The sequence below is a fragment of the Halomonas sp. THAF12 genome (assembly GCF_009363675.1).
GTDB lineage: Bacteria > Pseudomonadota > Gammaproteobacteria > Pseudomonadales > Halomonadaceae > Halomonas > Halomonas smyrnensis.
In genome coordinates this window covers 1756894-1774138 of record NZ_CP045399.1, presented here as the reverse complement: position 1 = coordinate 1774138, position 17245 = coordinate 1756894, and the positions used below count along the sequence as shown (strand labels likewise).

Sequence of the window (17245 nt, the reverse complement as noted above, 5' to 3'; positions counted from 1 at the left end):
GTCAGGCGAGTCCTCTGATCCGGCGCATGCCGGCATTGGGCCGCTTGCGCATCACGCGATAGCGCAGGGCGTCGTAGTCGTGGTCTTCGGCAGTGGTGTCGATGTCGTCCGGATTGCGCTCGCTGCGCGGCAGGACCGGCAGATGGGCGATGATGTTGCGGCAATGGTCCATGAAGTAGAGCGCCGGCTCTTCGGGCGCCTCCTTGGCGGCCTCCTTCAGTCGGGTGCGGATCAGCTCAAGGCCGTTCACTCGCGAGCCGGGCTTCTTGTCCGACTCGGTCCACTTGATGCCTTCCGCCTCCATCTTCTTGGCCACGCTGTCGCTACCGGACTCGTTGACGTTGCTGATCTGGTTGTCGGCCGGCCCCGGCTTGATAGCTGCGGGCAGCCAGTCGCCGTCGCGGAGCGATGTCTCGCGATCTTTGATGCCCTTGGCTATCTCCGGCGCCGACAGCTTCAGGCCCTCGTTCGGCCCCTTGGCGCCGTACCACTCATGGCAAACGATGATCGAGCCCTTGGGTGGGCAGAAGGTGCGGCCGTCCTCCAGCGCTACCTCGGTGCCATCTGCCTCCGCATGCCAGAGGACAGAGAAGGGATGGGTTGAGCCCCAGTCGAACGAGCGATCCACGTACCAGCTGGACGGCACGGCGAAGCGCGGCACGACATGCCGAGTCTCATGCCAGACGTCATCGAAGGCGCCACCGGACACGATGTTCCAGTCGCCGTCCTTCATCGCCTTGACCAGCGCGGGATTACCCAAGCCCTCCAGACGATCGATGTAGTCGGGGTCGTTGTCGAGCAGCGACGGGTTGTCGTTGAGCCGCGCCGGGATGTACTGGCGCAGCATGCCGCCGTCAGCCTTCGCCGCCCTATGCACGTCCATCGGGCGGGCCGAGTCGACAAAGGCGTACTTCACCCAGTTGTGGCCGACGCCGCCAGGGTTCGAGCCACAGATGGTCCGCGGGAATCTGCCCCGGTGCTTCTCGGGAAGCTCCAGCACACCCAGGCGCAGACGGCCTCGAAGGTAGCGGTAGATGCTCTCGGTGAAGTGCGTCAGCTCGTCCATCAGCAGGACGTGAATCTCGGCGCCCTGGTATTTGAACTTGTCCTTCTCGTGCTGGCAGTGGGCCAGGAAGATGCGCGATCCGTTCCAGAACTCGATGTAGTGCTTCGAGCCGTTGTACTTTGCCCATCCCGTCTTGAACCACGGGGCGAGCAGCTCGAAGAAGCCGCCAGGGCCGTACAGATGGTTCTTCTCCAGGTCGTCGGACAACCGGCGGAAGATGTAGACCATCAGGCCGGCGATCTCCGCGCACCAGATGATGGCAGCCACACGCATCAGGTGAGACTTCCCGCCGCCGGCCGCGCCGCCGTAGAGAATCTCAGTGGCCTCTGAGTCGAACGCCTCCCCCTGTCGCCTGTGAAGCCTGACGTTGAGGGCGGCATCGTCGCTCATCATTCCCTCGTGATGTTGATGGTCGGGGCGGTGGTCTTGAGCTCGCCGGAGATTTCTTGGCGCTCACGCCAGGCCTGAACGTCGACGTGCTTCCCGAGCAGCTCCAGATTCTTCACCTTGTCCGGCCACTTGATCTTCTTCAGCAGGCCGATCTGTTCGCGCGTGTCGCCGTTGTGTTCCCACAACTCGCTGACATCGAGGCCTGAAAGGGTTCGACGCCAGGCCATCGGCCATTCACGGATCGGCAGGATGCTGCCGTCGTCGGCGAGAATGTCGGCCACGTCCATCTGGTCGATCTCGACCAGGCGGTGGAGCACGTAGTCGGCGTCGACCTTGGTGCGCTCGGAGCGCTGGGCCTTGCGCTGGGCGATGGCCTCCGCGACCTTCGCATTGCTTAGCAGCCGGGAGGCGGTGCCTTCGGCTGATCTCTCGGCATACCCGGCGCGGATTGCGGCCTGCTTGCCGTTCAAATCGACGAGGTACTCGTCCACGAATCGAGACTGCCGAGCTGTCAGCTCGACAGCCCCCTTGGCAGTCTTGGTCATACGCTCCTCGTTGTCGGTCTACTGCAGCGTCACGGCCTCATAGCCGTCGACGCGAGCTGACAGCCAGGTGCCGTCGGGTAGCTGGGCGATGAAGGCCCGGGGATCGTCGCCCGCCGAACACTCGTCACCGTCAGCATCGAACAGGGTGTCGATCGGTACCGTCTCGCCGGTGTCGGTCAGGGCGATGCCCTGACGGAGGTTGATGGCCTCGATGTCCATGGTCATTCCTCGGCGCCCCTACCGGTGTGATTGGAGATCACCAGCCCCTTTCCCATCTCCAGCAGGCCGATGGTGAACACGTCGTCGTCGGCGCGGATGCCTTGGGCGAAGACCTCGACGGTTTCATCCTCAGCGCTGGAGACGATCACCAGGCTCTCCGGCATCGGGTTATCGCCGCGCTCCAGCTGGTCGGCCAAGGCGCGCAGACTTGCCGGAATGTCGGTGCGGTAGGTAGCGCACGGCAGGCGGGTGACTGATTCCTTCGCCATGAGGCCTCCCGAAAAAGAAAGGCCCCGCTCGGTGGCGGGGCCATGACACTAGGCCCTTCGCAATGCCTAGAAGGTTGTTAGTACGAAAGTCTTACTAAAACCTGATGTTTTGAAATAGTGTTACATCCGCATCAATGCCTAAGTTCAGTGGGCAGCATGTGCTGCGACTTCTACGCAGGAGTTCTGAAGATGGCCAAAGTCGCCCCATTCCATGCCAAAGACAGCGGCGTTCATCACGACAACAACTCGTGTACCGAAGGAAACAACATCGAAACCAAGAATCGCCAGTCAGGCACCGGCGGTAAGCCGAAGTGCAGCCATTGCAAGCGCCTAGGCTAAGTAGTGGCGCGGGCTGTATACGGCAGCCCGCGCCTAGCTTCGTCAGGCCAGATAGAATCCATCAATCACGACCCCTTCCGGCACTTGGTTTTTCCACCACCACTCGCCCCGCTCCATGTGCTCCTCACAAGGCTCTGTCACCAACGCCTTCAGCTCGACTGAAAGATGATAATGATCACCATCATTCAGGTAGATGTCCCCCGGCCGCTCCGGATGGATAGCGGCGCAGAGTATGCGGCCGTCAGAGCGAATGCGAAGGGCCATATCTGTCTCCGACCTCAGGTTCTGATAGATCTACTAAACGCCTTTGCCAGACACGCGCGCCTTAAGGGCGTCCATGAAGGTGTCGGGCTGCTGGCCCATCGTCGCCAGGCGCTCACGGCCGGCGCGGTTGATGTCGATACCGAGCACGGTAGCCATGATCCCGAACATCACCAGGGCGTGGCCCAGCAACTCCGGCTTATCACTGCCGGGCTGGAACATGGCCCACACGATCGAGCCCATGATGCCGGCGCACGACAGGGCGAACGTCCAGCCGGTGGCACCACGCCATCCGCTCTTGAGCGGGCTCTTGGCCTCCAGCTCGGCGCGCATCGTCTCGTTGACTGCCTCGAGGCGCTTGGTGCGCTCCCGGGCCTCGGCCGCCTGTGCGCCGGCCTCGATCTCGCGCAGCTTCACCGCCGCCTCGGGATCGGCCTGCACCGCTTGGCCAACCGCTTCTGGTGACTGCTCCACGCCCAGCTGATCAGCGATGACGCGACCAACTGCAGCCCCAAGGGGACCGTATAGAGCGCTGCCAGCAGCCGGCGCGACCTTGCCCACTGTCTCTGCGACATCTGACCAATCCATCAGCGGTTCTCCAGACGGGACAGGCGGCTCGTGAGCGCATCGATGCGGCCATTCATCTGGTCGCGGTAGAGCGAGGCGTCCTGAATCGTCATGTACTGGTTATCGGCGTCCCGCAGATCGTTGCGGAGCTGCTCGGTCAGGGTGATGAGCTGGGTGATCCGCTCATCCTGGCGGGCCGAGGTCTCGATCAGCTTGAGCGTGGTCACGCCCTGCCAGGCGATGAGGCCGGCCACCAGGGTGAGCAAGAGGGTCTGCATATGAGTTTCGAGCTTGGTGCGCGCTCTGACTGGCACGGTCTGTTCGGGACTATCGCTCATCCCGCCTCCTTCGTGTGATATGGAGCGAGACCCATTCCGTGGCGAGGCGAATAACCCATGTCGACCTTGGCCTCCAGCACCTCCATTGCAGCCAGGTCCAGATCATCAAAGGCAAACAGCCCGAGATGCTTAGATCGCCCCTCAATTCTGACGACAGCCGCCCACTTCCGCTTTTTTGCCATCCAGTACACGCCGGTCACGCCACTAGAATTGTCTTTTGGCATGGCGCGATTCAGGTGGTTCTTCTCCGTGCCATCGCGGAGATTGTCCCACCGGTTGTTCAGGGCATCTCCATCTCTATGGTCGATCTGCTCCGGCGGCTCATCGCCAGTCATCAGCTTCCAGATGACCCGATGGGCAAGAATATTCCTGCGCCGACGGCTGTGGTCCCAGGTAAGGCCGACCTTCTTCCACTCGTAGCCCCACCTGTTTCTGGCTACCGAGGTGGCTTCTTTCCCGGCACGAGCATTGGCAATGGACTGCGCGCGCCTGTCGCGGAAGAAGTCCAGCGGGCGATGTCGCCAGAACATCTCCCCGGTCTCTGGGCGATAATCGAAAGCTTGTTGCAGCACCTCAAGAGGAGGGAGCTGGACGTTTCTCTGTGTCATCCCGCCTCCTTGGTGGACCTGCGTATCAAAAGCATGGGCTTCGCTCGCGCTACTCTGGCGGTATCGTCGAGCCTGTCAGGCTGCGATCAGCCGGGAATTGTTGGGGCGCTGGCCTTCGACCAGCATGTTCTGGACCTTGGCGCTGGCCTCGTCCTTGGTGATCTCGCCATCCTTGTTCGCGTCCAGGCCGGCGTTCTGCCGGTAGGCGATGCCGCTGGAGAACAGGACACTGCCACCCGGCTCGCCGACGTACTTCGGTAGCAGAATGGCCATGTACATATCGGGGAGCGTGCGGATCCGGCGGTGGTACGGCTGGAAGTAGTCCTGCACGTAGTCGAGCTGGCGGATCGGCGTCATCTCGGCCAGTTGGTCGGTCGTGGTGCCGAGGCCGCGGGCCGTGGCCGGCATGAACTGAATCAACCCGGTGGCGCCGCTGCCAGCAGCGTTGCGGATCGAGGGGCTGAACGTCCGGCCGCTCTCGAAGGCGATGCACGCCATGACGTGGCCGGCCTGGTCCATCGACCAGCCGAAGTCCTCGCACATCTCGATGACCCGCTCGGCGAACGCATCGTCGACATGCTTCGCCCAGGCGAGGCGGATGGCGCCATGCGGGATGGCGTCTACGTGATCGAGCCAGCGCATGGGCACCCCGGAAACGAAAAAGGCCCGCACGATGGCGGGCCCGGAACGAGAAAAGCCCCGGCAGGTGCCGAGGCTTCGATATGTCGTGGCTGTTTGGGCGTATTGCCGTCCAGCCTACGAACAAGGTATCCGACCGGGGCTAAGAAATCAAGGGAAATTCACGCAAGAGCGTCATATTCGTGAGCCATCCTCATGCAGCTTGGCGGAAATGCCGCATCACGTCGCCGATGGTCTGGCTGATCGGCTCCATGGCCTCGCCTTCCCAGTGGTTGATCGCCGCCTGGATCACCGACCACACCGGTAGCCAGTCCTGGTGCCACTTGCGGGTAACGATCGCCACGCCGTACCAGTCGGCCATGTGGGCGCCGATGCGCTCCGGGCCCCATGCCGGCTGGGCGTTGGAGAGGTTGCGCTGCCGCTCTTGCAGAGCGACGTGGATCAGCCAGTGCACGCGCTCCTTCTTCGCCGGCTTCCAGGCGCGACCGTCGCCCCAGTTCGGGATGCTCTCGATCACCTTGCCTTCGACAGCCTCCACAACGGCGTCGAGAAAGGCATTCGCCTGCTCGGTCGAGGGATGGCACAGGAAATGGCCGATGGCCGCAAGAGTAGGCTCCTCGCGCTCCATGCGGGTGATCTCGGCATAGATCGGGGCGTAGTCGGAGCCATGACTGGCCCCGGCCCCGCCCCGGGTGCTGTACTGCACCCGGCCGCCGGTCTCGAGATCTTCCATGATCGGGCCCAGCTGGGATCGGACGCCGCTATCCATGGCCATGGCCCAGGCCAGTTTCGGTTCGGTGGTGATCATGCCGCTGTCTCCTTGGTTGCCCGCTCTGCCTTTCGATTCCCCGCATCCGCCACAGGGGATAAACCGCCGCCCATCCCCTGGAGCGGATATTCCTCGTCATCCAGCTCGATGATCTCGATGGTGGTTCCGGTCACCGCCTGGCGGTCGATCTCGGCGGGCTCGAGGATCACCCGGCGGACATGGGCCTCGGTGTCGTCGGCCAGCACCCCAGCCTTGACCAGGGCGTCCTCGAGGAGCTTGGCCGTCATGCTGGCGTTGCTGGTGTCTCGGCGGCGCACGCCCTTGCCCAGCCGCGGACGGAAGACCAAATCGACCCGCCCTGCCACCGGCTGGATGTCGGCAGCGCGGACGGCGGCCAGGGTGGCGCGACAGGCGTCATCCTTGGCCTTCTTCCGCTTTGCCCAGTGGACGCCGGCATAGATGGCGTTGGTGCTGGGCCCCAGGTACTCGACGAACAGGTGCATCAGTCACCCTCCTGAAGATGCATCCGGTTGGCGATCAGCTCGCGGGCGACCTCAAGGGCGGCGGCCTCAAGCTCTTCCTTCGACGCCTCCTTAGCGAGTCCCTCCCCGGGGCTCATGATGACGTGGCTGTGGCTGTCCGGCTCCGGCACATACCCGTATACCCCGCGCGCCATGGTGGCGTGATGCCTCTCCCAATTGGCGCCGGCCTTGGCCAGCCGACGCCCCGCCTTGCTTGAGATGGTGATCATGCCGCCTGCTCCTTCTCGTCGATGAAGGCCCACGCCTCGCGCAGGGCCTGGCCGATGTCGCCGCCGAACTGGCGCACGCCCCGGGCGATCGTCCAGCGCAGCCAGTTGGGCTGATACCGCTGCAGCTCGGGCAGACGGTGCACGTCCTGGTGACAGGACCGACAGACCGGGAGCGCGAAATTGTCGGGAGCCGTCAGCCCCATGCCAGATAGCTGCCAGCCAAGCCCAATCACATGGTGCGCGTCGTCCGCCGGCGCCCCACAGCGGGCGCATGGCTGCTGGCGGACCCACGCCAGATAGGTCTCGCTGCGCCACCGGTTGTCGTTGGCCGCCTGCCGCCGTGGCGCGCTGCGCTTCTCCCGCTTGCGATTCATCGGCGCCTTGGTCTTGAGCTCGCTGCGGTTCTGGATCGGGGTCTTCCGCTTGATCGGGCCGGTGCGCTTCATGCCGCCTCCTGCACTTCGCGATAGGTGTCGAACACCGCCTGGGCCTTCTCGCTCCACTGGATGCCGTTCTCGGCGCCGTAGGCGTAGATCAGCTCGATCAGGTCGCTGAACTCCTGCTTGCGCATCTTGCTGGTCCGCATGCCGAGCACGACCATGCCGCCGTCGATGCCCTGGGCCATGCGCTGGTGACGGCTGAGCGCGCTCGTGAACACGTCCTTCCAGTCCTCGCGAGTCGCCCAGACCAGCGCGCCGTCGATGACGAGCTGCTGCTGGGTGGCCACGTCCTCGAGCATCGGCCAGAGCTTGGCGTTCTGGCTCAGGCTGCGAATCTCGCTCGGCCGGCGCAGCACCACCTCGACCGCCCCGGCCTGGAGCCCTTTGTTCACCATCTCCCAGACGAGCTGCATCTTGCTGCGCACGTCGCCCAGGCCCTTGATGTGGTAGGTCAGTTCGCGGTTCATGCCATGCCCCTCTGCGCGTCATGGAATCCAGCCATCCACCAGCAGCGGGCAGTGATTGCGGCGCCGTGATAGGGGCATTCGTCCTCGCTGACAGCGGCCACACCCTCGTAGTACTCGTCAGCGAGGTCCTTCGCTCGCAGCGCGCCCAGGCGATCCTGCACCACACGACGCTTCCGGTGGCGCCGAATGGTGGTCTCGCATACCTCCAGCGCCTCGGCGCACTCGGCAGTGGAGCAGCCGGCGTGCAGCAGGCTGGCCAGTGAACGGCTATGCCTCGGGGTCCATTTCATGCTCATGCAGCACCTCCCGATCCGCCGCCCTCGACGACATACAGCCGATACTCGTGCGGCCGGGTGCTGGCATCCCCCGGCACCTCCTGGCTGGCGATGGTCTGGCCGTAGCCGCGCAGCTCGCGGATCCGCGCCGAGATGGCGGCGTGGCTGTCCTGCTGGCCGAAGCGCTCGAGGATGGCATCGGCGATCTCGTGGAGCTGGAGCCAGCCGGCGGCGTCACGGAGCACGAGGTAGGTCCGGCCCAGCTGGCTGTGCGGGTTGTCGAGGCGGCGGCCGCGGCGCGGCGCCAGGTGGATCACTGTGGCCATGGTCATGCCCTCCTATACGGCGAATCGAGCAGGTTCGGCGGCCGGGGCCGGCTGGGGCGGAAACTCGCGGTGGTAGTCGGAGACGTTCTCGGCGGTGGCCGGCTTGAGCTGTGATCGGCTGAGGTCGCACACCACATTGACGGTGCCCACCTCGCCATCGCGCTGCTTGGCCACGATCAGCTCGGCGATGCCTGGATAGGCGCATCCCGGGTCGTGCTTCGCTTCGCGGTAGATGAACAGGATCATGTCGGCGTTGTGCTCGAGAGATGCGGACTCGCGCAGGTCCGACATCACCGGCCGCTTGTCGCCGCGCTTGGTGTTCTCGCGGTTGATCTGAGCCAGCAGGATCACCGGGCAGGACAGCTCCTTGGCGAGGATCTTGGCGGCCTTCGACACCTCGGCCATCTGCTGCTCGCGGGGGATGCTCTTGTCGTCCGGCTGGACGATGCCGGCGTGGTCGATGATCACGCAGCCCAGCTCGCCGTAATGCTCCTTCCACCGCTTGGCAGCGGCGCGCATCTGGGTTGGCGTCAGCCCGGGACGGTCGTCGATTACCAGGCCGGCTTCCTTGGCAGCGGAGACGCCGGCCGTCAGCTTGTCCCAGCCTTCGCCGTCCATGTGCCGCTGCGGATCCTTGAGCGCGTCCAGCTTGACGCCGGTATGCGAGCCCATGACGCGGTTGAACACTTGCTCCTTGCGCATCTCGAGCTGAAACATCACCGCCGGCTTGTGCTGGCGAAGACACACGCTGTCGAGGATGTGCGCGGCCACCACGGTCTTGCCCATGCCGGACTCGCCGCCGACGATGATCAGGTCTTCGGGGTGCATGCCGCTGGTCTTGGCGTCCAGCTCGGGGATATTGAACAGCACGCCCATCGGGTCGATCTGGCCATTGAATCGGGCGTCCAGCTCGTCGACCCAGCTGTTCAGCCAGTCGCCGACCGGCTTCACCTTGCTGGCACGCTCGCCCATCACGCCGGCCAGCTTGGACTGCGCCTGATCGATCAGCTCGGGCAGTTCGGAATGGGGCGACTCCAGGCGGCTCGACAGCTCCTCGAGGGAGATTTGCAGCCGGCGGCGCTGCGCCTTGTCTCGCACGGCGGTAGCGTAGAGCCGGGCGCTCTCGGCGCTCGGCGTGTTCCGCGCCATCTCGGCCAGCCCGGCCAGGCCGCCGTAGGCTTCCTGTTGATCGGACATGTGGTCGTGCAGGGTTACGACATCCACCTCCCCGGACATGGCCAGGCGCTGCAAGGTGTCCCACATGGTGCGGTGCAGCGGCAGGTAGAAGTCTTCGGTGGACACGATGTCGGACACCGCGTCGATTTGCTCGGGGCCCAGCAGGCATGAGCCGATCAGGCTGGTTTCGGCTTCGGAGCTGAAAATCATGCGATCTCTCCCTTGAAAATCTGCACGGTCACGTCCTTCTGGGCGACCCAGGACAGGCGGCACCAGCGGGCGGCGTCTTCGGTTTGAATGCGAGCAACCTTGGCCAGCCGACGGAACACTTCGCGGTAGAAGGCGACGCCCTCGGCCTCTTCGGTAAAGACCGGTTTCCCGGTGGCGGCACGCGGCTTGGTTTTGAACGTTTCCCATGAGGCGGCCAGGGTCTGGAATGCGTTGCTTTCGGGCGTCCAGTCCTCAGCGCTTAGCTTCTCGATGTGCGCCGGCAGTTCCTCATTCCAGGCCTGGATGATCGCGGCGTGCGGGCAGCGCTCGGGCAGGTCGTCGAGCCAGCGCTTCTGGTTGAGGTAAGTCTTCGGGTGGAGCTTGCTGAATCCGGGAACGCCGGCCTCCAGGCGAATCTTGATGTCGTTGATCAGGCCCTCGGTGAACCCCTCGGGGTCAGCATGGCCAGACACCAGGCGGAAGAACTTTTCCTTGGCGGGGATCTTGCCGTCCTTGCGCATGCCGGCCTGCCAAAAACGATCGAACAGTTTTTCAAGGTCGTGCTGGACCTCGCCGTCGGACTGGTCCGACAGAGGGGTTATATCTTTCCTATCTTTCCTATCTTTATTAGATTCACGGTTTTGGTGAGTGGTTTGTTCACCATTTTCGTGAACGATTCGTTCACCATTTTCGTGAATCATTCCCGATTTTGGATCGGGCCGTTTCACGGTTTTGGAAGCGCTGGATTTGGCCTTCCACTGGTCGTGATGCTTGTTGAATCCGATGGGCCCTTGGCTGTCGCCGACGCGGTACAGCACGCCACGGCGGATCAATTCAGCCACGGCCTCTGACGCCTTGGTCACCGGGATGCCAAGCTCTTTGGCGATGTAGTTGGTGCGCAGGATCTTGTGTTTGACGTGCCAGCCCCAGGTCTCGTCGATGACGAATAGCACGACGGGGTACTCGGACCCGCGAAGGCGGGCACGTCCCAAGGCGCGCATGACCTCGTGGCTGATACGGACGTAGCCGTTTTCCAATTGAGGGCCCCTTGGAGCATCAGCGGACGCCGGCTCCGGCTCATGGCCCGGGAGGTAGGCGAGGTTGCTCATTGCGCACCTCCGTTGTCCAGAAGGGCTCTTAAGCTCTGGATCGCATCAGAATTTCTCTGGAACCTGGCTGCATCCCGGTCGCGCTGCTCTTCCTCGCTGAGCACGGGCACCGGCTCGGGGGCCGGTGCCACTTGCGGACGGCGCGTCACGGGCTCATAGACGCCTGAGTCGACGACTTGCGTCAGGAATGCGATGGCCGCCTCGCGATCGTCAGGAAACTCGAAAAATTCGCGCGCCTGGTTGGCCCGATAAGCCTGTAGGCGGGCATGCACTTGCATCTCTACCAGTCGAGGCTGATAGCTGCGCAGCGCCACGATCAGGTAGAACGGGCGCGGCACAGACGTGCTGCGGGAGAGCTCCGCTATTCGGGTCTCCAGGCTGCGCTGCGTGTGGCCGATCTTGTACATGCCGGGCATTGCCAGATTCCCGAGGAGGTAAACCTCGCCCTTCTGGACCGGGCGGTATTCCTGGTTTAAGCTCATGTCATCACCTCGTGTTGGTGAACACAGAAGCCCCGGGGATTGGTTGGTAGCCTCCCGGGGCTTCTTTCGTTTCAGTCGCCCACAACCTGAAGCGACGGCTTCATCACGCGCTGCTTGATCAGCTCGCGCGTCCCCATCAGCGCCGCGATGGCGTTGTCGATGTCCTTGAGCACTTCCGGTGCTGCCTCGGCGTCCTTCTCGTCCAGCAGGCCGTCCTCAAGCAGACCGGTGTAGGAGCCCATCATGTCGCCGGTCTCGCGGCTGACGGCGGCCAGAGCGGCGAAGGCGCAGGCCGGGGTCTCACCCTTCTGCGGCCGGCGAACGCCAAGGAAGCCATGCCGGCGAGCCAGCTCGATGCGGGTCATCTCGTCGCCGTGCTGCTCCAGCGCCATGACCCACGGCTCTTCCAGCCAAGCCGGGAACTCCACCGCCCCACTCGCCCACCGCTGGACGCGCTTGTTCCAGCTCATGACCGCGTGGTCGTAGTCCTCGGTGACTTCGGTGAAGGAGGACAGGCACGGCATGTCCTCGGTCTTCGCCGGGCACAGGGAGTGCGCCAGGCTGTTCAAGGTCCGGGAGAAACGCTCGGTCGAGAGGCCGCGCTGTTCCTTGAGCTGTCCAAGGGCATCACGCATCAGGGCGTCGCGGCTCGGGTGTCTGGTGCTGGACGTGGGCATATGGATCGCCTGTCTCTAATCTGGTGGGTGTGGTCAGGCGGCAACGCCGGCCAGACCAGGACACAGATCGACGGCAAGGATCTCGCCGTCGGTCGCTTTCTCAGCCTTCATGGCGTGCAGCGCGGACATGCCGTGCTTTCCGCTGACCCAGCCGGACACACTCGCCTGGCTGACGCCCAGCGCCTCCGCTGTGCGCTCTTGGGTGCCGAAGTGCTTGATGAGTCGGGAAATAGGAGTTTCCATGCTGCTCGCCTTAGAAAACAGGAATGCCTATACAATAGAGACAGGAAGTCCTTTTTGCAACGCCATAGGTGCGCCTATATCTTTCGGTGGCATGAGCATCGGAGATCGGGTGCGCCGGGCCCGCAAGAAAGCCGGCTTAACTCAGCGTCAGCTGGGGGATGAGGTAGGCGTAAAGCAGGCCACCATTTCAGGCCTTGAGAAGGGAGATTCCCGCTCGAGCGCCTACCTCGTGCAGATCGCCCGCGTGTGTGGCGTGAATGCCGACTGGCTGGCCACTGGCAACGGCGAGATGGAAGGCAACGTCACGCAGATGAAGCCGCGCCGCGCCGTAGACGGCAACGCCGAGATGATCGACCACGAGCTGATCGAGGGCGACGAGCCGCTTCGTCCCGACGAGGTGATGCTGCCGATGTTCCGCGAGGTAGAGTTCTCGGCCGGCGACGGCTGCACACAGGTCATCGAGAACCACGGCGCCGAGGAGCGCTTCAGCCTGCCCCGCCTCTCCCGGGCCGGCGTCCAGCCGGATAATGCAGCCCTGGCCATCGCCAAGGGCGATTCCATGATGCCGGCGATCACCGACGGCGCCACGATCGGCATCGACAAGGGTTGTCGCGGCATCATCGACGGCAAGGTCTACGCCCTGGATCACGGCGGCATGCTGCGCATCAAGCGCCTCTACCGCATGCCGCTCAACCGCGTGCGTGTGGTCAGCGAGAACAGCGACGAGTACCCGGAGGAGGTCTACAGCCTGGGCGACCCGGATGCGCCAAGGATCCTCGGCAGGGTCTTTTGGTGGGAGAATTTCGATTGATCCTTATCCTATTATGCATAGCCTGCATTAGAAATCTTGACCGCCCCAGGAGGCATAATGGCCGAAGAAGAGCAGCCACTTGACGCTGATGCTACGTTTGCGGCTACCAAAAGGCTTCGAGAGCTGCGCCCAAGGATGGTTTGTCCATTCTGTCAAAGCGAAGACTCTTTTTTGCATCAGCTTCGCGCAAAGCCGCTAAGGTATGCCTTTACAATTTTCAACACCGAAAAAAAAGACTTTGAGCAGGCATACTTCATGGATCTAATTACCTGCCACCTTTGTGGATACACCATGAGCTTCCTGCCTCCCACGCTTGAAAGGTATCTTCAGAAGCTCGAAGACGAGCAGCAAGCGCAGGAAGGGGGCGAGGAGCCAGCAAATGATGGTGACACCTGACTGGCAGCGCATGATCGCTGATCTCAGTAATGGCGATGCGATGCCTATTAAGCGTACACTCATAGGTGAGCAGGCTGAGATCCAGCAAGAAGATGACGAGCTCGCTAGGCTGGCAGCTTTTGTCGCGCGCGATGCCGTGCCAAAAAAGCGCCGAGCAACGCATGAGGATGCTCCGATGAATGCCACTGATCGCCACATTGAGGGTATAGAGAAGAAGCTCGACGCCCGCATGGAGGCTATGCAGCGGTTCAATGAGCAAGCGGATGAGCGCAACCGCGACCTGATCGCCCGAATGGAGCGCCAAGCTGAGCAGGCTGAAGGCCGCATGAGCCAAGACTTTCAAAAGCTCGACGATCGCGTAGACGCCCTTCATGCTGACAACAAAAGCCTTCGCAAGCATGTCTGGGGAGCGGTGCTGACGACAGTGCTGGGGTTTGCCGGAATTGTCGCCCTCATGCAGACCTCGATGGATAACACTATCTCTGAGCAAGGGGCCTGGATCCGGCAGAATGTCGATCGAGCCGACCAGGAGCGCTCAGACACGAGCAGCGCTTTGCAATCGATCCAAGCCACCCAGCAATCAATCCAAGAGACGCAGGCCGCGATCCTAGACCGACTGCCGCCCCGCCAGCCTGAGCCTGAAGCTCAACCAGAGACAGCTCAGCCCAGCAGCTAGACCTGCCTTCCCCAATAACCCGCCCACCGAGGCGGGTTTTTTGTTGCCTGCTGATAAAGGCAAATCAATCACATAGCGGCTTTCCTATAAAAAATATAGGAAAAGCTGTTGACCCCAAAAACAGGTATGCCTATATTTTGAAGCGTCGACGGGCACAGCGCCCCACCGACCCGGAGGCTGACCGGACAACAGCCAGCTCTTTTCCAACCTATCACTCCCTCCCCGGGTACAAGGGGCGACAGCCGGCAACATGCCGCGCTGGCGAGCGCAGCGGCCCTAGCGGGGCGCCAGGACACACCGGAGACGGTCAGCCCCTGGCGTGGCGCAAGAGGCGGGTAGACCCCGCTGAGCGTCGGCAGAGAGCGATGCCGCGCTGCGTGAGAGACCGATACCGGCAGCCCCTGCCGCACCAGGGGCTGCATCCACCAGCGCCTTCGACGAGGGTGCTGACGGATGACAGGAGACAGCGACATGATCAAGCGGACGTATTTCTACTCAGCCACTCGGCGCAACAAGAGCGGGGAGTATGCATGGTGGAAAGGCACGTTCTCGACCTGCTCGTGGCTGCCGAAGCCGGCCAGCAGCCTCATCGAGATGGCTGAGCGGGAGGCCAAAGACGGGATCGAGAGGGTTGCATTGGACCAGATTTGGCACGACAGGACGCCACGCTTGGTGGCCCTGAATCGCCTATAGCCAACCAGGAGACATCGCCATGAGCGAAGCACAGCAAGAATCACGACTAAAGATCGAGGTGGACCCGAGCGCGATCATTCCCGAGTACCGGGAGCGGGTGGCCAGAGCCATTGAGGACAGGGCTGAAAACGGCGACCCGGTATACGCGAGCGACCTGTTTTGCCTGGCGGCCGAGATTCGAACTCTTGGGGCGGCCGGCGAAGGTACTCATCAGGCTGGCGGCAGCTCGGGGCCTAAAGCGGGCGGTTGTATTTCAGAAGGCGCGGTGGCCCGACGCCGTGTCGCCAAACTTCTCAAGGGGTGGCGAAGCAAGCTGTCTCGGGCCCGAGAGCTTGAGGCGGAAGCGAGGCGCCTCCGCCAAGAAGCAGAGATCGAGGCTGACGAGATCATGCCTCTGATCGATCGGTATGCCTAACAGCTCTAGGCCTGCTCCAGGACCCAGCTCAGCTCTTCCGCCTGAGTCACGAGGATGAAGCTGGTGCGCACAACGCTATCAGCGACAGCGCGAACCTCTTCCCTGATTTGGTAGGCAGTGGCCGGCTTCTCTGCGACGTATTCAGCATCAGGCAGGCGGTACTTGCCTCCATCGGAGCCGACCACCTCTCGGCTGAACTCTCGGCGCTGCATCTTCTCGTGAAGCTCCTCGTAGTGCTCAGAAGTGGCGCCACGAAGCTCAACCCGAACAACAAACTTCGGCATATCAACCTCTTTCGCTGCGTTGCTGTGTGGAAGCTTCAGCGTAGCGCGGAGCGCGTCACCTGCGAAGTGGTGAGGCAGCCGGGGCAGGCCGGCACAGCGATCCGCTGCTCAGTGCGGCACAGAGCGCAGGCAGACGCTGAGAATATCTGCCCATCGGAGAGGGCTCGACTGAAACACGTCTCGCGAGCACTGGATTAGGTCGAGTCCTCCCCGATGCCTACCGCATCCCCAATTCCCTGCATTGCCGCCTCCGGGCGGCTTTTTTCTGCCTGCGGGCTCGCCACGACGGGCCGCGCCCACGACATGGAGATCGCCATGGACACCCTTCTGCCCAAGACCCCGAAAGAGCGCGAGCGCGAGATCGACGACGCACTGGCGGCCAGCAGCCGACGCATCGAGCTGGACCACTACCTCGACGAGAAGCGGCTGGAGCGAGAGCTGGCCGATCCGTGGGAGCTGGACTCATGAGCTCTCGATACATCGCCTGGGATCGCCACAGCGGCCGCCTGACGCCGCGCTGCGATCTGCCGGGCTCACCGTTCGGCAGCAGACGCCAAGCGCTGAGAGCGGCCCACAAGGCCGGCATCGACAAGCCGAAGATCACCACCGTCTCACGGAGAGCATCATGAACGCACCGACCGACAACTTCATCCAGAACCTCGCCCAGGGCGGCTACACCATTGCCCTCGCCCTACTCCTCTGCTGCCTGATCGTGATCGGCGCATTCGTGATGCTCGGTGTCTGGCTGGAGCGGCGCGAGTGGCGAGAGAAGCAGCGCCGGCTCGCCGAGAGCGAGCGCCAGGCCCGCCGCCCGATCATCGGGCCGCACTGGGCAGAACGAGAAATGGGCAGGCGCTGATATGAACGAAGCAGCAGCCCGCCAAGCCATCGACCACCTACTCGCCGCCGGCGGCACCGACATCGTGCAGCTCGACGGCCGCCTGTACCGCCTCACCGCCGAGCAGCTGACGCCCGACACCGTGTCGGACGCTGCCCGCGAGATACTGGAGAGCCAATCCGATGATCACCACTGAACAGCAGGCCCTGCTGGCCAGCATCCAGTCGCTGGCCGCCGCCGGACGGGGGCAGACCGGATGGAGCATCAAGCACCACGTCGAGTTCGACGCCACCGGCCATACGCGCTCGACCGTCACGGCCTTCTTCCCTGGCCGCCCGCCGGCCGACGCCTACCTGAGCTGGGCGACGATCGACCCCAAGGGTAACGACACCGCCGAGGGCATGACACCCGAGTTCATCGCCGAGCACGAATGCACCCTGGCCCAGCAGCGCGACAAGCTCGCCGCCTGGATCGCCGCCAACCGCGTCAGCAGGGAGGCCGCATGAGCGCAGCCATCGACATCAACAGCACCCGCCAGCACTGGCCGCAGTTCCACAGCGACCAGCCCGATACGCCGGCCGAGCAGCGCATTGAAGCACTGACCGTTGGCGAGGACGAAGCCGCCGCCGAGCAGTTCGTGGACTGGCTGGCCGACGAGGACAACCGCGAGACGCTCTACCACATGATCGTGGATCGGCTGGGCGAGGACGACGTGAAGGGCGCGGCCCGGCAGTGGGCGAAGGAGGCGGCATGAGCGATAGCGAGCTGGCACCAGGCAAGGTGCTGATTGAGGTCATCTCAGGGCCGGAAGGGCCGTGCCTCAGCATCGGCGATGAATCGACAGGCCACAGGCTGGCAGGGCCGAAGCCGTGGGGTGGCGGCAGCGTCACCCATCAGTTCCAGGTCGATGTTGAGGAGCTGATTCGCGAGGCGCACCCGTTCCGCGAAGCCCGCGGCGAGAAATGA

The 17245-nt window shown here is 63.4% G+C and carries 35 protein-coding genes; 13 read left to right on the top strand and 22 right to left on the bottom strand.

All coding sequences use genetic code 11. From position 1 onward, the window contains the following. Position 1 precedes the first annotated feature (1 nt). Genes FIU88_RS08205 through FIU88_RS08190 form a run of 4 tightly spaced genes read right to left on the bottom strand, consistent with a single transcriptional unit; the run spans position 2 to position 2489 of the window. Complete coding sequence (locus FIU88_RS08205) at positions 2-1456, bottom strand: terminase family protein (RefSeq protein ID WP_152478859.1); 1455 nt, start codon at positions 1454-1456, stop codon at positions 2-4. Further along, the gene (locus FIU88_RS08200) at positions 1456-2001 is read right to left on the bottom strand and encodes a terminase small subunit (protein WP_152478858.1); all 546 of its coding nucleotides are present in this window, start codon (positions 1999-2001) and stop codon (positions 1456-1458) included. The genes FIU88_RS08205 and FIU88_RS08200 overlap by 1 nt, the downstream gene beginning before the upstream one ends. Positions 2002-2019: 18 nt before the next feature. Beyond that, positions 2020-2220 (bottom strand): hypothetical protein, encoded by a 201-nt coding sequence (locus FIU88_RS08195; RefSeq protein ID WP_152478857.1) that lies wholly within the window; start codon positions 2218-2220, stop codon positions 2020-2022. 2 nt (positions 2221-2222) lie between these two features. Next, on the bottom strand, positions 2223-2489 hold the full coding sequence (locus FIU88_RS08190; protein WP_152478856.1) for a hypothetical protein: 267 nt from the start codon (positions 2487-2489) through the stop codon (positions 2223-2225). 189 nt (positions 2490-2678) lie between these two features. Between FIU88_RS08190 and FIU88_RS19145 the strand changes: the two genes are divergently transcribed. Then, complete coding sequence (locus FIU88_RS19145) at positions 2679-2828, top strand: hypothetical protein (protein ID WP_172977683.1); 150 nt, start codon at positions 2679-2681, stop codon at positions 2826-2828. A gap of 42 nt (positions 2829-2870) precedes the next feature. On the opposite strand, the gene FIU88_RS08185 is transcribed toward FIU88_RS19145, so the two are convergent. The 17 genes from FIU88_RS08185 to FIU88_RS08105 all read right to left on the bottom strand — a co-directional run bounded on the left by FIU88_RS08185 (position 2871) and on the right by FIU88_RS08105 (position 12166). Continuing rightward, complete coding sequence (locus FIU88_RS08185; RefSeq protein WP_152478855.1) at positions 2871-3092, bottom strand: hypothetical protein; 222 nt, start codon at positions 3090-3092, stop codon at positions 2871-2873. Between the two features lie 33 nt (positions 3093-3125). Beyond that, the gene (locus FIU88_RS08180) at positions 3126-3677 is read right to left on the bottom strand and encodes a 3TM-type holin (protein WP_152478854.1); all 552 of its coding nucleotides are present in this window, start codon (positions 3675-3677) and stop codon (positions 3126-3128) included. Then, positions 3677-3994 carry a hypothetical protein gene (locus FIU88_RS08175; RefSeq protein ID WP_152478853.1) on the bottom strand — a complete coding sequence of 106 codons (318 nt, stop codon included), beginning with the start codon at positions 3992-3994 and terminating at the stop codon, positions 3677-3679. Before FIU88_RS08175 ends, FIU88_RS08180 begins: the two co-directional genes overlap by 1 nt. Then, on the bottom strand, positions 3991-4602 hold the full coding sequence (locus tag FIU88_RS08170; protein WP_152478852.1) for an HNH endonuclease signature motif containing protein: 612 nt from the start codon (positions 4600-4602) through the stop codon (positions 3991-3993). Before FIU88_RS08170 ends, FIU88_RS08175 begins: the two co-directional genes overlap by 4 nt. A 75-nt stretch (positions 4603-4677) precedes the next feature. Then, entirely contained in the window at positions 4678-5244 is a 567-nt protein-coding gene (locus FIU88_RS08165; RefSeq protein ID WP_152478851.1) for a lytic transglycosylase, read from the bottom strand. A gap of 190 nt (positions 5245-5434) precedes the next feature. Next, on the bottom strand, positions 5435-6049 hold the full coding sequence (locus FIU88_RS08160; protein ID WP_152478850.1) for a hypothetical protein: 615 nt from the start codon (positions 6047-6049) through the stop codon (positions 5435-5437). After that, positions 6046-6513: a hypothetical protein gene (locus tag FIU88_RS08155; RefSeq protein ID WP_152478849.1), complete on the bottom strand. Its 468-nt coding sequence runs from the start codon at positions 6511-6513 to the stop codon at positions 6046-6048. The genes FIU88_RS08160 and FIU88_RS08155 overlap by 4 nt, the downstream gene beginning before the upstream one ends. After that, a complete protein-coding gene (locus tag FIU88_RS08150) occupies positions 6513-6761 on the bottom strand; it encodes a hypothetical protein (protein WP_152478848.1) in 249 nt (82 codons plus the stop codon). The genes FIU88_RS08155 and FIU88_RS08150 overlap by 1 nt, the downstream gene beginning before the upstream one ends. Beyond that, positions 6758-7207 (bottom strand): HNH endonuclease, encoded by a 450-nt coding sequence (locus tag FIU88_RS08145; protein ID WP_152478847.1) that lies wholly within the window; start codon positions 7205-7207, stop codon positions 6758-6760. The genes FIU88_RS08150 and FIU88_RS08145 overlap by 4 nt, the downstream gene beginning before the upstream one ends. Next, entirely contained in the window at positions 7204-7668 is a 465-nt protein-coding gene (locus FIU88_RS08140; protein WP_216647305.1) for a recombination protein NinB, read from the bottom strand. Before FIU88_RS08140 ends, FIU88_RS08145 begins: the two co-directional genes overlap by 4 nt. Continuing rightward, positions 7665-7964, bottom strand: a complete 300-nt coding sequence (locus FIU88_RS08135; protein ID WP_152478846.1) for a hypothetical protein — start codon at positions 7962-7964, stop codon at positions 7665-7667. The genes FIU88_RS08140 and FIU88_RS08135 overlap by 4 nt, the downstream gene beginning before the upstream one ends. Beyond that, positions 7961-8269 (bottom strand): hypothetical protein, encoded by a 309-nt coding sequence (locus FIU88_RS19140; protein ID WP_172977682.1) that lies wholly within the window; start codon positions 8267-8269, stop codon positions 7961-7963. The genes FIU88_RS08135 and FIU88_RS19140 overlap by 4 nt, the downstream gene beginning before the upstream one ends. Before the next feature lie 12 nt (positions 8270-8281). Next, positions 8282-9655, bottom strand: coding sequence for a replicative DNA helicase (locus FIU88_RS08125; protein WP_172977681.1), 1374 nt, complete (start codon positions 9653-9655; stop codon positions 8282-8284). After that, complete coding sequence (locus tag FIU88_RS08120; RefSeq protein WP_152478844.1) at positions 9652-10764, bottom strand: replication protein; 1113 nt, start codon at positions 10762-10764, stop codon at positions 9652-9654. The genes FIU88_RS08125 and FIU88_RS08120 overlap by 4 nt, the downstream gene beginning before the upstream one ends. Next, positions 10761-11246 (bottom strand): GIY-YIG nuclease family protein, encoded by a 486-nt coding sequence (locus tag FIU88_RS08115; RefSeq protein WP_152478843.1) that lies wholly within the window; start codon positions 11244-11246, stop codon positions 10761-10763. Before FIU88_RS08115 ends, FIU88_RS08120 begins: the two co-directional genes overlap by 4 nt. Before the next feature lie 71 nt (positions 11247-11317). Beyond that, complete coding sequence (locus FIU88_RS08110) at positions 11318-11923, bottom strand: hypothetical protein (protein ID WP_152478842.1); 606 nt, start codon at positions 11921-11923, stop codon at positions 11318-11320. Positions 11924-11956: 33 nt separating this feature from the next. After that, complete coding sequence (locus FIU88_RS08105; protein WP_152478841.1) at positions 11957-12166, bottom strand: Cro/CI family transcriptional regulator; 210 nt, start codon at positions 12164-12166, stop codon at positions 11957-11959. Here FIU88_RS08105 and FIU88_RS08100 point away from each other — a divergent pair. From FIU88_RS08100 to FIU88_RS08080, 5 genes are all read left to right on the top strand, one after another. Next, positions 12165-12977, top strand: coding sequence for a helix-turn-helix transcriptional regulator (locus tag FIU88_RS08100; RefSeq protein WP_172977680.1), 813 nt, complete (start codon positions 12165-12167; stop codon positions 12975-12977). The two genes, FIU88_RS08105 and FIU88_RS08100, sit on opposite strands and share 2 nt — an antisense overlap. A 57-nt stretch (positions 12978-13034) precedes the next feature. Beyond that, complete coding sequence (locus tag FIU88_RS08095; RefSeq protein WP_152478839.1) at positions 13035-13373, top strand: hypothetical protein; 339 nt, start codon at positions 13035-13037, stop codon at positions 13371-13373. Beyond that, complete coding sequence (locus FIU88_RS08090) at positions 13357-14049, top strand: hypothetical protein (protein WP_152478838.1); 693 nt, start codon at positions 13357-13359, stop codon at positions 14047-14049. Before FIU88_RS08095 ends, FIU88_RS08090 begins: the two co-directional genes overlap by 17 nt. Positions 14050-14520: 471 nt before the next feature. Beyond that, entirely contained in the window at positions 14521-14742 is a 222-nt protein-coding gene (locus FIU88_RS08085) for a hypothetical protein (protein ID WP_152478837.1), read from the top strand. A gap of 19 nt (positions 14743-14761) precedes the next feature. Next, on the top strand, positions 14762-15157 hold the full coding sequence (locus FIU88_RS08080; RefSeq protein WP_152478836.1) for a hypothetical protein: 396 nt from the start codon (positions 14762-14764) through the stop codon (positions 15155-15157). Between the two features lie 5 nt (positions 15158-15162). On the opposite strand, the gene FIU88_RS08075 is transcribed toward FIU88_RS08080, so the two are convergent. Continuing rightward, positions 15163-15441, bottom strand: coding sequence for a hypothetical protein (locus FIU88_RS08075; protein WP_152478835.1), 279 nt, complete (start codon positions 15439-15441; stop codon positions 15163-15165). Between the two features lie 315 nt (positions 15442-15756). On the opposite strand from FIU88_RS08075, the gene FIU88_RS19135 reads away from it, so the two are divergent. From FIU88_RS19135 to FIU88_RS08055, 7 genes are read left to right on the top strand one after another with little or no spacing between them, the layout of a single operon-like run. Then, a complete protein-coding gene (locus FIU88_RS19135; RefSeq protein ID WP_172977679.1) occupies positions 15757-15909 on the top strand; it encodes a hypothetical protein in 153 nt (50 codons plus the stop codon). Beyond that, a complete protein-coding gene (locus FIU88_RS19130; RefSeq protein WP_172977678.1) occupies positions 15906-16070 on the top strand; it encodes a hypothetical protein in 165 nt (54 codons plus the stop codon). The genes FIU88_RS19135 and FIU88_RS19130 overlap by 4 nt, the downstream gene beginning before the upstream one ends. Beyond that, positions 16067-16300, top strand: a complete 234-nt coding sequence (locus tag FIU88_RS08070) for a hypothetical protein (RefSeq protein WP_152478834.1) — start codon at positions 16067-16069, stop codon at positions 16298-16300. Before FIU88_RS19130 ends, FIU88_RS08070 begins: the two co-directional genes overlap by 4 nt. Position 16301: 1 nt before the next feature. Beyond that, on the top strand, positions 16302-16475 hold the full coding sequence (locus FIU88_RS19125) for a hypothetical protein (RefSeq protein WP_172977677.1): 174 nt from the start codon (positions 16302-16304) through the stop codon (positions 16473-16475). Then, positions 16462-16785 carry a hypothetical protein gene (locus FIU88_RS08065; protein WP_152478833.1) on the top strand — a complete coding sequence of 108 codons (324 nt, stop codon included), beginning with the start codon at positions 16462-16464 and terminating at the stop codon, positions 16783-16785. Before FIU88_RS19125 ends, FIU88_RS08065 begins: the two co-directional genes overlap by 14 nt. After that, positions 16782-17033: a hypothetical protein gene (locus FIU88_RS08060; protein ID WP_152478832.1), complete on the top strand. Its 252-nt coding sequence runs from the start codon at positions 16782-16784 to the stop codon at positions 17031-17033. Before FIU88_RS08065 ends, FIU88_RS08060 begins: the two co-directional genes overlap by 4 nt. After that, a complete protein-coding gene (locus FIU88_RS08055) occupies positions 17030-17245 on the top strand; it encodes a hypothetical protein (RefSeq protein ID WP_152478831.1) in 216 nt (71 codons plus the stop codon). Before FIU88_RS08060 ends, FIU88_RS08055 begins: the two co-directional genes overlap by 4 nt.